The 13,786-nt window shown below is 70.2% G+C and carries 14 protein-coding genes; 13 read left to right on the top strand and 1 reads right to left on the bottom strand.

The genetic code is table 11. The annotated features are described in order from the left end of the window. Window positions 1-81 precede the first annotated feature (81 nt). Entirely contained in the window at window positions 82-1,362 is a 1,281-nt protein-coding gene (locus Q1V88_RS16240) for a cytochrome P450 (protein WP_300682339.1), read from the top strand. An 80-nt stretch (window positions 1,363-1,442) separates the two neighbouring features. Here the strand turns inward: Q1V88_RS16240 and Q1V88_RS16235 are convergent, their stop codons facing one another. Then, window positions 1,443-2,468: a glycosyltransferase gene (locus Q1V88_RS16235; RefSeq protein WP_300682338.1), complete on the bottom strand. Its 1,026-nt coding sequence runs from the start codon at window positions 2,466-2,468 to the stop codon at window positions 1,443-1,445. Between the two features lie 155 nt (window positions 2,469-2,623). Between Q1V88_RS16235 and Q1V88_RS16230 the strand changes: the two genes are divergently transcribed. The 12 genes from Q1V88_RS16230 to Q1V88_RS16175 all read left to right on the top strand — a co-directional run. Further along, the gene (locus tag Q1V88_RS16230) at window positions 2,624-3,484 is read left to right on the top strand and encodes a flagellin (protein ID WP_300682337.1); all 861 of its coding nucleotides are present in this window, start codon (window positions 2,624-2,626) and stop codon (window positions 3,482-3,484) included. Window positions 3,485-3,569: 85 nt separating this feature from the next. Then, a complete protein-coding gene (gene fliD, locus Q1V88_RS16225) occupies window positions 3,570-4,973 on the top strand; it encodes a flagellar filament capping protein FliD (protein ID WP_300682336.1) in 1,404 nt (467 codons plus the stop codon). 31 nt (window positions 4,974-5,004) lie between these two features. Beyond that, window positions 5,005-5,388: a flagellar export chaperone FliS gene (fliS, locus tag Q1V88_RS16220; protein ID WP_300682403.1), complete on the top strand. Its 384-nt coding sequence runs from the start codon at window positions 5,005-5,007 to the stop codon at window positions 5,386-5,388. A 50-nt stretch (window positions 5,389-5,438) separates the two neighbouring features. Beyond that, complete coding sequence (locus Q1V88_RS16215; RefSeq protein ID WP_300682335.1) at window positions 5,439-5,741, top strand: hypothetical protein; 303 nt, start codon at window positions 5,439-5,441, stop codon at window positions 5,739-5,741. Beyond that, complete coding sequence (locus tag Q1V88_RS16210; RefSeq protein WP_300682334.1) at window positions 5,741-6,223, top strand: flagellar protein FlgN; 483 nt, start codon at window positions 5,741-5,743, stop codon at window positions 6,221-6,223. Before Q1V88_RS16215 ends, Q1V88_RS16210 begins: the two co-directional genes overlap by 1 nt. Window positions 6,224-6,225: 2 nt before the next feature. After that, the gene (gene flgK, locus Q1V88_RS16205) at window positions 6,226-7,674 is read left to right on the top strand and encodes a flagellar hook-associated protein FlgK (protein ID WP_300682333.1); all 1,449 of its coding nucleotides are present in this window, start codon (window positions 6,226-6,228) and stop codon (window positions 7,672-7,674) included. A 10-nt stretch (window positions 7,675-7,684) separates the two neighbouring features. Further along, window positions 7,685-8,578: a flagellar hook-associated protein FlgL gene (flgL, locus tag Q1V88_RS16200; RefSeq protein ID WP_300682332.1), complete on the top strand. Its 894-nt coding sequence runs from the start codon at window positions 7,685-7,687 to the stop codon at window positions 8,576-8,578. Between the two features lie 20 nt (window positions 8,579-8,598). Beyond that, the gene (locus tag Q1V88_RS16195) at window positions 8,599-9,027 is read left to right on the top strand and encodes a flagellar assembly protein FliW (protein WP_300682331.1); all 429 of its coding nucleotides are present in this window, start codon (window positions 8,599-8,601) and stop codon (window positions 9,025-9,027) included. A gap of 27 nt (window positions 9,028-9,054) precedes the next feature. Next, the gene (gene csrA / locus Q1V88_RS16190) at window positions 9,055-9,300 is read left to right on the top strand and encodes a carbon storage regulator CsrA (RefSeq protein ID WP_300682330.1); all 246 of its coding nucleotides are present in this window, start codon (window positions 9,055-9,057) and stop codon (window positions 9,298-9,300) included. Between the two features lie 96 nt (window positions 9,301-9,396). After that, entirely contained in the window at window positions 9,397-11,799 is a 2,403-nt protein-coding gene (locus Q1V88_RS16185) for a chemotaxis protein CheA (protein ID WP_300682329.1), read from the top strand. Continuing rightward, window positions 11,796-12,290 (top strand): chemotaxis protein CheW, encoded by a 495-nt coding sequence (locus Q1V88_RS16180; RefSeq protein ID WP_300682328.1) that lies wholly within the window; start codon window positions 11,796-11,798, stop codon window positions 12,288-12,290. Before Q1V88_RS16185 ends, Q1V88_RS16180 begins: the two co-directional genes overlap by 4 nt. Further along, window positions 12,287-13,786 (top strand): GAF domain-containing protein (locus Q1V88_RS16175; RefSeq protein ID WP_300682327.1); only part of this gene is annotated, 1,500 nt, incomplete at its 3' end. The genes Q1V88_RS16180 and Q1V88_RS16175, both read left to right, overlap by 4 nt.

Genomic DNA, 13,786 nt, shown 5'->3' with positions numbered 1-13,786 from the left:
CTGACTACTTTTAGTTTGACTACGCGTGTATTCACTCGGGCGGCGAGGGTCGCCGCCGAGCGGACCGACGAGGACGGGTCAATGGCCGACAAGCGCGAGCTCCGCGAGGGCGAGATCGATCTGAGCGACCGGCGGCACTACGCCTCGGGCGCCCCGCACGAGCTCTTCGCCCGGCTCCGGGCAGCCGGCCCCGTCCACCGGCACTGGCACCGTGCCCCGAGCGGCCGGGAGACGCCGTACTGGTCGGTGGTGGGGCACGAGGAGATCGTCCAGGTCAGTCGGGACCCGACCACGTTCAGCACCACCGACGGCCCCGGTCTGCTCGCCGACCCGGCCTTCCGCGAGATGCGGCTCCTGGTCGCCCTCGACCCACCGGACCACCAGCGGCTGCGCCGGCTGATCAGCAACGGCTTCACCCCGCGGATGATCGCCCGGCTGGAGGAGGGGATCGCGGCGCGGGCCGAGCGGATCCTCGACGAGCTCGACCAGCGGGCGGGGGACGTCGACTTCGTCCCTGGGCACGAGGTCGACTTCGTCTCCCGCATCGCGTTCCCTCTGCCCATGCACGTCATCGCCGACATCGTCGGCATCCCCGAGGACGACCGCGCCTGGGTCTTCGGCCGCACCGACCTGCTGCTCCAGGCCGCCGACCCGGCCAACCAGATCTCCGAGGCCGACTACGGCACCCTGATGGTCGAGATCTACGAGTACGCCCAGCGGCTCTCCGAGCACAAGCGCCGCGAGCCCGCCGACGACATCTGGTCGCTGCTCGCCCAGGCCGGGGCCGACGGCCCCGACGGTGATGTCGCCCGGCTCTCGGGCGCCGAGCTGGACGCCTTCTTCATGATCCTGGCCATCGCCGGCTCCGAGACCACCCGCAACGCCCTGTCTCAGGGCCTGTTGGAGCTGATCCGGCACGAGGACCAGGTCGCGGCGCTGCGGGCCGATCCCGGCCTGCTCCCGACCGCTGCGGAGGAGGTGCTGCGCTGGTCCAGCCCGGCCCTCATGTTCGGCCGTACGGCGACCCGGGACGTCGAGCTCGGCGGCCGGCAGATCGCGGCCGGTGACCGGGTGGTGCTCTGGTATCCCGCAGGCAACCGCGACGAGCGGGTCTACGACCGCCCCGACGAGTTCGACATCACCCGCTCGCCGAACCCGCACCTGTCCTTCGGTGGCGGCGGGGCGCACTTCTGCCTCGGCGCCAACCTGGCCCGCACCGAGATCCAGGCGATGCTCGGCGCGCTGCTGCGCCGCTTCGACGTCGAGGTGGTCGGCCCGCCGGTCTGGTCCGGGGCCGGGCCGGTGCACAACGTCGGCGTCTCGGTGGAGCAGCTCCCGGTTCGGCTGCACCGGCGGCGTTGAGTGCCGGCGAACGTGCTGCCTCGGGGCGCTCCCTGGGCGCTCTCGGGGGTGGTTCGCCAGCAGTTATCCCACTCAGGGGCTCAGACGGCGGCCCGCTCCCCGCGCAGCGCCACCGCCCGGCCGTAGGCCTCGACCCAGCGCTCGGCCCAGTCGGTGGTGACGAACGCCCGGGCCCGCTCGCGTGCCCGGCGTCCCATCTCCAGCCGCATCTCCTCGTCCGCGCCCAGGGCGCGGATCGCCCGCATCCAGTCGTCGTCGGTGCGACACAGGAAGCCGGTCTCGCCGTCGACGACGAAGTCGCGGTACGGCGTCGCGTCCCCGACCACGGCCGGGACGCCGAGGGCGGCGGCCTCCAGCGCCTTGAGGGGGCTCTTCGAGCGGCTCCACAGCTCGTCGGTGAGCGGCGCGATCACGACATGCCAGCCGTGGATGGCCAGGTAGTACTCGTCGATCTGGTCGGTCCACTGCCGGAACTCGGTGTCGCGGTAGCCGAGCTGGGCACGGAAGTCGGCGCCCATCATCACCATCTTCGCCCGCGCCTTGGTCAGGCCGTACTTCACCCCGGCACCGCACTGGGCCCAGTCACGGCCGTGGGTGGTGGTGCCGCCCCAGCCGACGATCAGCTGCTCGCCGGGGGCGCGGACCCGCTGCGGCACCTGGAAGAGCACCTCGTCGACGGTGTTGGGCAGCACCACGATCGGGGTGTCGGTGTGCTCGCGGTAGACCTCGGCCAGGTGCGGCACCGAGACGGTGATCAGGTCGGCCACGTTCAGTGCTCGGATCACCGAGTCGCGGCCGAAGTCGACGTACTCGTCCCAGGTCATCCCGCTGCTGAAGGTCGGGTGGTCGCTGCGCATGTTGACGTAGTCGTCGTCGTGCTCCAGCACCAGCGCGCTGCGCTCGCCCTGCCGCGCCCAGTGGTCGACGAAGCTCGGGTGGGCCAGGTGGTGGTTGATCACCACGTCCGCGTCGAGGTCGGGGGAGAGGCTGTCGCCGATCGTGACCGAGGCCAGGCCGTGGTGGGCGATCTCCACCAGGGGAGCCTTGATCCGATACTGGTAGCTCGCATCCGTGGGCAGCGCCGTCGTCCAGGCGAAGATCTTCACGGCCTCATCGATCGGCTGGGACGGTCCCGATCCGAGGGCGTTGCGGAAAAAACGCCGAATCTTCCCTCAGGTGCCTCCGGGCGGCGCCGATCATCACGCTGACAGCCCACGGACGGGCTCTCGGAACCGCTTCACCCTCCAGGAAGGAACCTCTCATGAGCCTCCGCATCAACACCAACATCGACGCCCTGACCGCGTACCGCAACCTGACCTCGACGCAGTCGTCGATGTCGACGTCGGTCGAGCGTCTCTCCTCCGGTCTGCGGATCAACAAGGCGGCCGACGACGCTGCCGGTCTCGCCATCAGCCAGGGCCTCACCGCCCAGGTCAACGGCATCGGCCAGGCCATCCGCAACGCCCAGGACGGCATCAACGTCGTTCAGACCGCCGACGGCGCTCTGACCGAGGTCCAGTCCATCCTGCAGCGTGTCCGTACCCTGACCGTCCAGGGCGCGAACGACTCCAACGACTCTGCTGCCAAGGGCAACATCGTCACGGAGATCTCCCAGCTCTCCAGCGAGCTGGACCGTATCTCCAACACCACGGAGTTCAACGGCACCAAGCTGCTCAACGGCTCGGCCAACCTGAACTTCCAGATCGGTGCTCGCTCGGCCACGAACAACGGTGGCAACCAGCTCAACATCGACCTCACCACCGGTGGTGCCAACAAGGTCGACCTGAGCGGCTCCACCCTCCTGGGTGCTGCCGGCAGCCTCGCCGGCTCCGCCTCGGCGACCGACTGGTCGAACGCCCTGGACGACATCGACGCTCAGCTCGCGAACGTCTCGACGCTCCGCGCCAACCTCGGTGCCTTCCAGAACCGTCTGCAGCACACGATCAACAACCTGTCGGTCACGCAGACCAACCTGCAGGCGTCTAACAGCTCCATCGTGGACACCGACATGGCGGCTGAGATGAGCAACTACACGCGTACCCAGATCCTCTCGCAGGCTGGTACGTCGATGCTCAAGCAGGCCAACAGCAACGCCCAGAGCGTTCTGTCGCTCCTGCAGTGAGTGATCTGAACCCGGGTACGACGGCCTCCGCGGCCGCCGTACCCGGGTTCTTCCACTTCTCCACCACCGACGTCCCGGAGTTCTGATGGCAACGATCCAGTTCAGCGGCCTGGCCAGTGGCCTCGACACCAGCAGCATCATCACCCAGCTGATGGCGGTCGAGACGCTCCCGCAGGATGCGCTCAAGACCCGACTCAGCACCGAGCAGACCAAGCTCAGCACGATGCAGTCGATCAACTCGGCCATCCAGGCTCTGGGGACCGCCGCCGCCAGTTTCTCCACCGGCAGCACCTGGAAGCAGCTGACCGCGACGTCGACCAACAGCAGCATCGCCGTCAGTGCCGGTACGACGGCCACCGCCGCGAACCTCTCCCTGACCGTGAACTCCACCGCGAGTGCGGCCAAGCTCAGCTTCGCCGACGCACACGCGCTGACCGACGTGGTCGCCGACCCCTCGAGCTCGCTCACGCTGACGCTCGCCGACGGCACCACCCGCTCGGTCGACACCGGCGACGGCACCCTCAAGTCCGTCCTGGCCAACCTCAACGCGCTCAAGGACGACAAGGGTCAGTCCGTGATCAGCGCCTCCAGCGTCAGCCTCGGCGACGGCACCTACCGGGTGCTGCTCGGGGCGACCACGACCGGCGCCGGAAGCCTCGACCTCAGTGGCGCCAACCTCAACCTCGGCGCGGCCAACTCCGTGGCCGGCACCAACGCCTCGATCGACATCGGCGCCGGCGTCACGGTGACCTCGTCGACCAACACCTTCACCGACGTCCTGCCGGGTGTCTCGATCACCCTGGCCGCCGGCACCGCTGTCGGGGCCACCTCCTCGGTGGTGATCTCCGCCGACGCCGCGAGTCGCTCGACCGCGCTGAAGGCGATGGTCCAGCAGATCAACTCCGTGCTCTCCACGATCAGCTCGGCGACGTCGTACGGCTCGACCCCGACCACCTCGGGTGGTGACGCCGCCACCGACTCCGGTGCCCTCGCCGGCGACAGCCTGGTCCGCGGCCTGGGTCAGCAGATCCTCGGCACCGTCTACACCTCGACCGGCGGCGTGCTGAACAGCATCGGCGTCTCGATCGACCGCTACGGCCAGTTCCAGTTCGACGCCGACAAGTTCGCCGCGGCCTACGCCAAGGACCCGAGCGCGGTCCAGGACGCGATCGCCGGGCCGGACGGGTTCGCCAGCCGGCTGGTGTCGGTGAGCAAGCAGATCTCGGGCACCGCGGGTCTGCAGAGCGACAACACCATCCTCAAGTCCGACGGCCAGCTGACCCAGATGCTCAAGCAGCAGCAGGCCACGATCACGCGGTACAACACGCAGATCGCCGACTGGGACGACCGGCTCGCGGTCAAGAAGGCCAGCCTCCAGGTGCTCTACACGAACCTGGAGACCACGCTGAGCAAGCTCAGCGCCCAGCAGACCTGGCTGACCTCGGCGCTGGAGGGTCTCTCGTCGTCCTCGTCGTCTTCCTCATCCTGACGCCGGCCCGGCCGATGGGATGACCGTGACGATGAAGCGCGACCCGCGGGCGACGTACCAGCTCGCGTCGGTCAACACAGCGAGCCCGGCACGCCTGTTGGTGATGCTCTTCGAGCGGCTGGTCCTGGACTGCGAGCGCGGCCTGCTCGCCCTCGACGCGGGCGACCGTGCCGAGTGCAACACCCAGTTCCAGCACGCCCAGGCCATCCTCATCCACCTCACCACCACCCTGGAGGTCGAGGGGATGCCGGCCGGTCGCCAGCTGCTCTCGCTCTACGACTGGGTGACCCGCCAGCTCGTCGTCGCCAACGTGCAGCAGAACCGCGGTGCCGCCCTGGAGGCGCTCACCCGCTCCCGCGAGCTCGCCGACATGTGGACGCAGGCCGCGATGCAGGCCGCCGCGAAGCCCGCGTGAGTACGCCGACCCCCGCACCCAGCACCCCGACGACACCGACAGGAGGCACGATGGACGCCACGACCATGTGGGGAGTGATCCTCGATGACCTCGAGCGGGACCTCGACCTCGCCGAGGGCGCTCACCCCGTCGACGACCGCTCCGCGGTGACGACGACCTGGGAGCCGCCGACGGTGGTCGCGCCGATCCCCGCCGCCCTGGTCGCTCGGGCCCAGGCCATCGCCGCCCGGCAGCGTGAGCTCCTCGTCCGGCTGCCGCAGACGCTGGCCCAGACCGGCCAGCAGCTCAAGGCCACCCAGCACTTCGCGCCGCAGCGCACACGTGCCTCGGTCTACGTGGATGTGTCGGCCTGATGGAGAACCTGTCCCTGATCCTGTGGCGCGAGCGCGAGCTGCTCGAGCTTCTCGCCTACAAGCTCGAGGTCGAGCAGCTGGTCCTGGCCAGTGGCCGGAGCCGCTGGCTGACCCAGGCCAACCGTGAGGTCGAGGACCTGCTCATCACGGTCCGCGAGACCGAGGTGCTGCGCGCCGTGGCCGCCAACGAGGTCGGCGCCGAGCTCGGCCTGGGGGAGAACCCCACCCTCTCGGCCCTGGCCGCGGCCGCCGAGGAGCCCTGGCGCTCGATCCTGGCCGAGCACCGCGACGCGTTCGTCGCGGTCACCCGGGACATCGCCGAGCTCTCCGAGACCAACCGCACCCTGATCACCGCCGGCTACCGCTCGGCTCGCGAGACCTTGCTCGCGATCAGCGGCGCCTCCTCCGAACAGCAGTACAGCCCGACCGGGGAGATGGTGCAGACCGCCCCCCGACCGCGACTCGTAGACAGGACCCTGTGACCATGACCGGCACCTTCAGCGGCCTCAACACCGCCCTGAGCGCCCTTCGCTACCAGCAGGTGGTGATGGACGTGGCCAGCAACAACGTCTCCAACGTCAAGACCGAGGGGTACGTCCGTCGGCAGGCGGTCGCGGCCGAGGTCGGCAACACCGGCCAGTCGGCGATGTATGCCTTCTACGACGGCCACGGCGACGGCGTGAAGACCCAGAGCGTGCAGCGGGTCTACGACGCCCTGATCGACGCCCGGGTGCGGCGCGAGAACGCCAAGCTGAGCTACCTCACCACCACCCAGACGATCCTGTCGCGGGTCGAGACGGCGATCAACGAGCCCGGCACCAGCGGCATCAACGCCGCGATCAGCGACTTCAACGCCTCGCTCCAGGACCTCACCAGCAACCCGGGCGGCCAGTCGGCGCGCCAGACGGTGGTGGCCAAGGCCGACGCGCTGGCGGCGGCGATCCGCACCCAGTCCGCGAACATCACCGACGAGGCCGCCGACCAGCGCTCCCACGCCGGCACCGCGGTGCAGCAGATCAACGCCGCGGCCAGCCAGCTGGCCGACCTCAACCGCAGCATCTACACCGCGGAGAACAACGGCACCGACGTCGGCGCGCTCTACGACCAGCGCGACCTGGTCGCGCTCTCGCTGGCCAAGCTGGTCGGCGGACAGGTCACCGTCGCCTCCGACGGTCGCTACAACGTCAGCGTCGCCAACGCCGGCGGTACGCCGAGCACGGTGGCGCTCGTCACCGGTGACAAGGCCTCCACCCTCACGATGGCGACCAGCGCGACCGGCGACCTGAGCTACAGCATCGGCGGGACCGCCCTCAACACCGCCACCGGCACGCTCTCGGGTGAGCTCGGCGCCGTCACCGACGTCGTCAACGACACCCTCAAGACGCAGAAGGCAGCGCTCGACACGCTGGCCCAGACGCTGGTCACCCAGCTCAACGCCGCCAACGCGGCCGGCAAGGACAAGTACGGCGACGCCGGCGGCGACCTGCTCGCCTTCGGCGACCCGACCGACCTCGCCGGCAGCCTCAAGGTCGCCGACGCGGTGGTCGCCGACCCCGGCCTGATCGCCGCCTCGGCCAACGTCAACGCGCCCACGCCGCCGGCCACCGGCCCGCTGGGTACCAACGCCAACGGCGGCGGTCCCGACGAGGACGGCGGCAACGCCGACAAGATGTCGATCGCCACCACCATCACCAGCGACTACGCCGCGATGGTGACCTCCTTCGGCGTCAAGGTCGCGGCGGTCAACACCCAGACCAAGAACCAGACCACCCTCACCAGCCAGGTCACCGACGAGCAGCAGCAGCTCGCCGGCGTGAACCTCGACGAGGAGACGGTGAACCTGGTCGCGGCCCAGCACGCGTACGAGGCGGCGTCGAAGGTGATCCAGACCCTCGACTCGATCCTCGACACCCTGATCAACATGAAGCAGTGAGGACTCGGCCATGGCTATCACTCGTGTGACCCAGCAGATGATCTCCCAGCGGAGCCTGAACGCCGTCATGGGCGGTCTGTCCTCGATGGCGAAGTATCAGGAGCAGCTGGAGACCGGCAAGAAGATCACCCGGCCCTCCGACGACGCCGCCGGGACCAACACCGCGCTGCGGGTCCGGACCGCGCTTGCCGAGCAGAACCAGTACTCGCGCAACGCCTCCGACGGCCAGTCCTGGCTGTCCACCATCGACTCCACCCTCAGCGGTGTGGTCACCCAGCTGCAGCGTGCCAACGTGCTCGCCCTGGAGGGTGCCAACGACGGCGCGATGTCGCAGTCGGCCGCCGAGGCGCTCGCCACCGAGGTCGACCAGATCCGCGCCAGCATCCTGCAGCAGGCCAACACCGACTACCTGGGGCGCCCGGTCTTCGGCGGCACCACGTCGGGCTCGCTGGCCTTCGACACCACCACCGGCAACTACGTCGGCGACGGTGGCTCGGTCACCCGCCGGGTCGGCTCCGGCGTCTCGGTTCGGGTCGACTCCGACGGCACCGCCGTCTTCGGTGCCGACGGCGACAACGTCTTCAGCCACCTCAACGACCTCTCCGCCGCCCTCAAGAGCGGGTCGAACGCCGACATCCAGAGCTCGATCGCCGCGGTCCAGGCCGACATCACCCGGATCTCCTCGGCCCAGGCCGACGAGGGTGCCCGGATGAACCGGCTGCAGCAGGCCTCCGACCTCGCCTCGCAGGCCCAGCTCCGCCTCAAGACGTCGCTCTCCGACGTCGAGGACGTCAACCTGGCCGAGGCCACGATCAACGTGCAGCAGGCCGAGGTCGCCTACCAGGCCGCGCTCGCCGCGACCGGCAAGACGATCCAGCCCAGCCTCCTGGACTTCCTCCGGTGAGCGTGATGGTGCGATCCACGGTGGCCTCCGCCACTGCCGGTGACGGCCAGCCGGACCAGACCGCGGTGGCGCTGCCGCTGATCGAGCTGGTCCGTCCGATGCTGGGCTTCCCCGAGGCCCGCCGCTTCGAGTTCGAGCACCTGGACGCCAGTGGCGTGCTCGCCGAGCTGCGCGGTCTGGACCAGGCCGGCCTCAAGTTCCTGACCGTCCCGGCCGGCACGTTCTACCCGGACTTCGCCCCCGAGATCGACGACGAGACCGCCGAGGCACTCGGCATCGACGAGATCAACGACGTCCAGGTGCTGCTGATCGTGCACACCGGTCCGACCCTGACCACGACCACGGTGAACCTGCGGGCGCCGCTGATCGTCAACACCACCACGGGGCTCGCCGCACAGGTGATCCTCGACGACCAGCGGTTGGCCGTCGACGCGCCACTGCTCGGCTGAGCCCGCGGTGTCCGATAGCGTGGCCCCATGCTGGTCCTGAGCCGCCGCGTGGGCGAGAGCGTCGTCGTCGGCGACGACATCACGCTCACCATCCTCGAGGTGCGCGGTGACGTCGTACGCGTCGGGATCGACGCACCCCGCTCGGTGAGCGTGCACCGCGCCGAGCTGCTGACCGAGCTGACCGCCTCCAACCAGGAGTCCGCGTCCCCGTCCGAGGCCGAGGTGGCCTCGCTCTCCGACGCCCTCTCCGAGGCGTTGAAGAAGCGCGACTGACCCCTCCGGCTCCCATGCGGGAGCCGGAAATGTGATCTCACTCGCTCAAGCGCCGCCCTCGGATGCCGATAGGCCTCCCGGAAGGGAGCGCCTGTCATGGATGACGACGACGAGATCATCGCCGAGTTCCTCGTGGAGAGTCACGAGAACCTGGATCAGCTCGATCAGGACCTGGTGGATCTGGAGCAGCACCCGGGGAGTCGGGACCTGCTTTCGAGCATCTTCCGCACGATCCACACGATCAAGGGCACCTCGGGGTTCCTGGCCTTCGGCCGGCTCGAGCGGTTGACCCACGTCGGGGAGACGCTGCTGTCGAAGCTGCGCGACGGGCAGGAGACGATGACCCCGGTCATCGGCGACGCCCTGCTCGCGATGGTGGACACGGTCCGCTCGCTCCTCGAGGTGATCGAGGAGACCGGCAAGGACGACGACCCGCGGGTCGACGTCGACCCGGTGGTGGCGCGGATCCAGGCGCTGCTCGACGGCACCGTGGCGACCTCCGAGCCGGCCCCTGCCGCACCGGTCGTGCCCGCTGCGCCGGCTGCGCCCGCTGCTCCGGCCGCGGTCGTCGACGAGGTCGCCGACGTGGCTGCCCCGGCGACCCCGGCTGTCCCGGCTGCGGTCGAGGACCACCGCCCGCCCGCCCCGCCCAGCGTGCCGTCGGCTGCGATCGCGGCGCTGATGGGGACGCCGCCGCTGGCAGCGTCCACCGACGCCGTGGCGCCGGTAGCCCCTGCGGCCCCGGCGACCCCGGTCGCTGCGGCCCCGGCCGAGCCCGAGGTGGCCGTCGTACCGGCGACCCGTGCCCTGGCCGAGATGGCCGACCCCGCCGACGCCGAGCAGCACGACGGGCTCGGGGAGGGGGAGCGGCGCAGTGCCGTCGACTCCTCGATCCGGGTCGACGTCGACCTGCTCGACAACCTGATGCAGCTCGTCGGCGAGCTCGTCCTGACCCGCAACCAGATCCTGCAGCGCGCCAACGGCGCCGACGACGTGGAGCTGGCCCGTGCCAGCCAGCGGCTCGACCTGGTCGCCTCCGAGCTGCAGGAGAGCGTCATGAAGACGCGCATGCAGCCGATCGGGCAGGTCTGGGCCAAGATGCCGCGGATGGTCAGGGACCTGTCCCACCAGCTCGGCCGCGAGGTCGACCTGGTGATGGAGGGCCACGACACCGAGCTCGACCGCTCGCTCCTCGAAGCCCTCAAGGGCCCGCTCACCCACCTGGTCCGCAACTCCCTGGACCACGGCATCGAGCGTCCCGAGGACCGGATCGCGTCGGGCAAGGGCCGCACCGGCCGACTGCTGCTGCGGGCCTTCCACGAGTCCGGTCAGGTGGTCGTCGAGATCACCGACGACGGCAAGGGGATGGACCCGGAGAAGCTGGCCGCGGTCGCCATCGAGCGGGGCGTGATCACCCGTGATCAGGCCACCCGGATGGAGGCCAAGGAGCTCATCAACCTGATCTTCAGGCCGGGCTTCAGCACCGCTCCCGAGGTGACGAACGTCTCCGGCCGCGGGGTCGGCATGGACGTCGTACGCACCAACATCGAACGCATCGGTGGCTCGGTCGACCTGGTCAGCGAGGTCGGCCGTGGCACCACCGTCCGGGTGCGGATCCCGCTCACCCTGGCGATCATCCCCGCCCTGATCGTGGGGGAGGGCGAGGAGCGCTACGCGATCCCGCAGGCCAACCTGGTCGAGCTGGTCCGGGTCGAGGGCGCCGAGCTCTCGCGCAACGTCGAGACCCTGGCCGGCGCGCCGGTGCTGCGCCTGCGCGGCAAGCTGCTGCCCCTGATCACGCTCTCGGAGGCCCTCGGCGGTCCGCGCCCGGACTCCGAGGCCCTGACCGTGGTGGTGCTGCAGAGCGACGACATCCAGTTCGGTCTGTGCGTCGAGGAGGTGCACGACACCCAGGAGATCGTGGTCAAGCCGATCGGTCGCCAGCTCAAGTCCCTGACGATGTACGCCGGCGCCGCGATCATGGGCGACGGTCGTGTCGCTCTCATCCTCGACGTCGGCGGTGTCGCCCAGGCACAGCGCATCGGCGCGGTCCAGGCCGACGTCACCGAGGTCAAGACGCACGACGAGGACCGCGAGGCTCTGCTCGTGCTGGAGGTCTCCGGTGGCCGTCGCGCGGCGCTGCCGCTGGCCGCGGTGGCCCGTCTGGAGGAGTTCGCCCTGGAGCGGGTGGAGTACTCCGGTGGGGCCGAGGTGGTCCAGTACCGCGACGGCATCCTGCCGTTGGTCCGGCTCGCCCCGGCGATCGGTCTGCCCGACACCTCCAGCGGCCTGGAGCAGGTCTCGGTGGTGGTGCACGAGCGCAACGACCGTGCCGTCGGGATCGTCATCGACCGGGTGCTCGACGTCGTCGAGACAGCGGTCGTGCCCACCCTGGTCGGCCGCCGTCCGGGCGTCACCGGCTCCGCGGTGGTCCAGGACCGGGTCACCGACCTGGTCGACCTCGAAGCAGTCGTCGCCCAGACGGGAGTGCCCGCATGAGCACCGCCACCCGCACCGAGACCGCCCACGCCACCGAGCAGTACTGCACCTTCTGGGTCGCCGGCCTGTACTTCGGTGTCGACGTCGACCAGGTCCAGGAGGTGCTGCGGCACCAGCCGATGACCCCGGTGCCCCGTGCCCACGAGGCCGTCCACGGCCTGATCAACCTGCGCGGCCAGATCGTCACCGCCGTCGACCTGCGGGCCCGGCTCCGGCTGCCCGAGCGGGCCGAGGGCGAGCTGCCGATGAACGTCATCGTGCGCAGCCGCGGGGAGGTCGTCAGCCTGCTGGTCGACGACATCGGCGACGTGATCGACGCCGAGCAGCCCGGCGGCCTCGGCATGGAGCCGCCGCCGTCGAACCTGCCCGCCGACGTCCGTGAGGTGGTGGTCGGGGTGCGTCCCCTGACCGACGCCATCCTGCTCGTCCTTGACGCCGACCGAGCGGTCGACCTGACGACCGCGCCCGATCCGACCGGAGGAACCCTGTGACCGACATCGAGACGGCGCCCCTGGCGACGCCCGTCGTGCCCGCCCCGACCACCGCGCCCGACGCGTTGATCGGTACTGCTGGGATCGACGGTGTCACCGACTCCGTGAGCGCCGCCCCGTCCCCGCTCGTCGACGACGTCGTCGAGCCTGCCGTCGCCGAGGAGGTCGTCGCCGTCGACGAGTCCCACGGCCTCGGTGCGCACCTGCTCTGGACGTTGCTGGAGGACGTGCCGCTCAACGTGCTGTTCTCCGACGAGAACCACATCATCCGGCACTTCAACGCCGCCGCCCGGGTGACGCTCGGCGGCTTCCGGGGCGCGATCGGCGTCGGTGTCGAGGACCTGCTCGGCACCAGCCTCGACGTCTTCGATGTCTGGCCCGAGTTCCACGCCGGCTTCGTCACCCCGGAGTCCGAGCTGCCGTTCGCCGCCGAGATGCACTTCAGCGGCATCTCGCTCCAGATGGCCGTCTCCGCGGTGTACGCCGAGGACGGCACGTTCAGCGGCTCGATGGCGACCTGGGAGATGACCACGGACCGCGTCAAGGTGGCCCAGGAGGCCGAGGACAACCGGGCCAACGCCGAGGCGATCAACACCGTCCTCCAGGCACTCGCCACGGTCGCTGAGCCGGCCCTGGTGGTGCGCGACGCGATCGCCGCGGCACGCCAGGCGTGGGGGCTGCCCTACGCCACCGCCTCCCAGATTCACGACGACCTGCTGGTCTGCGACCTGGAGGCCGGCAGCCTCGGTGCGTCGGTCAGCGCGGCGTCGATGCGCAACCGCGAGACGCGTGGCGTCGGCCTGTCGGGCCGGTGCTGGGCTGCTGGGGACGTGGTCGTCGTACGCGACCTGGACGAGATCGCCGACAGCCCGCGGCATGCCGAGCTGGTCCGTGCCGGGGTGCTCAGCGCCGTCGCCGTACCGCTGCTGGTCGAGGGCATGGTGGTGGGGACGATGGAGTTCTTCGCCACCGACGCCGCGCGGTGGAGCACCGAGCGGCTCGACGCGCTGCGCAGCATCTCCGACCTGGTCACCCGGACGATCGCCAAGGTCGACCGCGACACCCAGGAGAAGGCCGCCGCCGAGGAGGCCGGGCGCACCATCGAGATGGTGCTCCGCGTCATCCGCGAGGCCGCCACCGGTGACCTCACCGGGCGACTCGACCTGGACAGCCCGGACCCGCTCGCGATGGAGCTGGCCGGTGGTCTGACGGTGCTGCTCGACTCCTACCGCGACAACCTCACCACCATCGGCCGGGTCTCCGAGCAGGTCTCGGTGGCCTCCCAGCAGCTGACGGTGTTGAGTCAGGGGATGGGTGAGGGGGCGTCGTTGACGTCGGATCGTGCTGCGTCGGCTTCGTCGGCGTCGGTGCAGGTCAGTGCGTCGATTCAGACGGTGGCGACGGCGGCGGAGGAGATGACGGCGTCGATTCGTGAGATTGCGAAGAATGCTTCGGATGCGGCGACGGTGGCGACTGATGCGGTGACGGTGGCCTCG

The sequence above is a fragment of the Nocardioides sp. genome, from assembly GCF_030150155.1.
In the GTDB taxonomy this organism is placed as follows: Bacteria; Actinomycetota; Actinomycetes; order Propionibacteriales; family Nocardioidaceae; genus Nocardioides.
The sequence above is the reverse complement of the archived record's forward strand: the minus strand, read 5'-3'. Positions and strand labels throughout refer to the sequence as shown.

Bases quoted from the DNA above. Each gene is read 5' to 3' on its own strand.
- Q1V88_RS16180 (WP_300682328.1), top strand. From the start codon at position 11,796: ATGAGCACCGCCACCCGCACCGAGACCGCCCACGCCACCGAGCAGTAC.
- fliS (WP_300682403.1), top strand. From the start codon at position 5,005: ATGAAGCGCGACCCGCGGGCGACGTACCAGCTCGCGTCGGTCAACACA.
- Q1V88_RS16215 (WP_300682335.1), top strand. From the start codon at position 5,439: ATGGACGCCACGACCATGTGGGGAGTGATCCTCGATGACCTCGAGCGG.
- Q1V88_RS16210 (WP_300682334.1), top strand. From the start codon at position 5,741: ATGGAGAACCTGTCCCTGATCCTGTGGCGCGAGCGCGAGCTGCTCGAG.
- Q1V88_RS16240 (WP_300682339.1), top strand. From the start codon at position 82: ATGGCCGACAAGCGCGAGCTCCGCGAGGGCGAGATCGATCTGAGCGAC.
- csrA (WP_300682330.1), top strand. From the start codon at position 9,055: ATGCTGGTCCTGAGCCGCCGCGTGGGCGAGAGCGTCGTCGTCGGCGAC.
- fliD (WP_300682336.1), top strand. From the start codon at position 3,570: ATGGCAACGATCCAGTTCAGCGGCCTGGCCAGTGGCCTCGACACCAGC.
- Q1V88_RS16230 (WP_300682337.1), top strand. From the start codon at position 2,624: ATGAGCCTCCGCATCAACACCAACATCGACGCCCTGACCGCGTACCGC.
- flgK (WP_300682333.1), top strand. From the start codon at position 6,226: ATGACCGGCACCTTCAGCGGCCTCAACACCGCCCTGAGCGCCCTTCGC.
- flgL (WP_300682332.1), top strand. From the start codon at position 7,685: ATGGCTATCACTCGTGTGACCCAGCAGATGATCTCCCAGCGGAGCCTG.
- Q1V88_RS16185 (WP_300682329.1), top strand. From the start codon at position 9,397: ATGGATGACGACGACGAGATCATCGCCGAGTTCCTCGTGGAGAGTCAC.